Source organism: Brevundimonas sp. UBA7838, from assembly GCF_002500885.1.
Classification (GTDB): Bacteria; Pseudomonadota; Alphaproteobacteria; order Caulobacterales; family Caulobacteraceae; genus Brevundimonas; species Brevundimonas vesicularis_C.
Genome location: NZ_DLTK01000082.1, coordinates 4267 through 4680, shown reverse-complemented (window position 1 = coordinate 4680; position 414 = coordinate 4267). Strand labels below are relative to the sequence as shown.

1 protein-coding gene is annotated in these 414 nt (G+C 65.0%); it reads left to right on the top strand.

The genetic code is table 11. The features are described from left to right. Positions 1 to 414 (top strand): aminotransferase class V-fold PLP-dependent enzyme (locus B3T77_RS06715; RefSeq protein ID WP_292078262.1); only part of this gene is annotated, 414 nt, incomplete at both ends.

Here is a 414-nt window from a genome sequence, read left to right as displayed (position 1 = left end):
GCCGAAAGCCCCGAACAAGTGGTCTGGACCAAGGGCGGCACCGAGGCGATCAATTTGGTGGCCAACGGGCTTGGGCTGAGTATCGAGCTGGGCGACGAGATCATCGTCTCGGAGATGGAGCATCACTCCAACATCGTGCCGTGGCATCTGCTTCGCGAACGGCGCGGGGCGGTGATCAAGTGGATTCCGGTCAAGGACGACGGGTCGCTGGACATGGCGGCCTATGCCGACCTGCTGGGGCCCAGGACGCGGATGGTCGCCGTCACCCATATGTCCAACGTGCTTGGGACGATCAATCCGGTCGCCGAGATCACGCGACTGGCCCATGCGGCGGGGTCGCAGGTGCTGATCGACGGGTGCCAGGGGGCGGTCCATGCGACGCCGGACGTGAAGGCCATCGGCTGCGACTTCTAC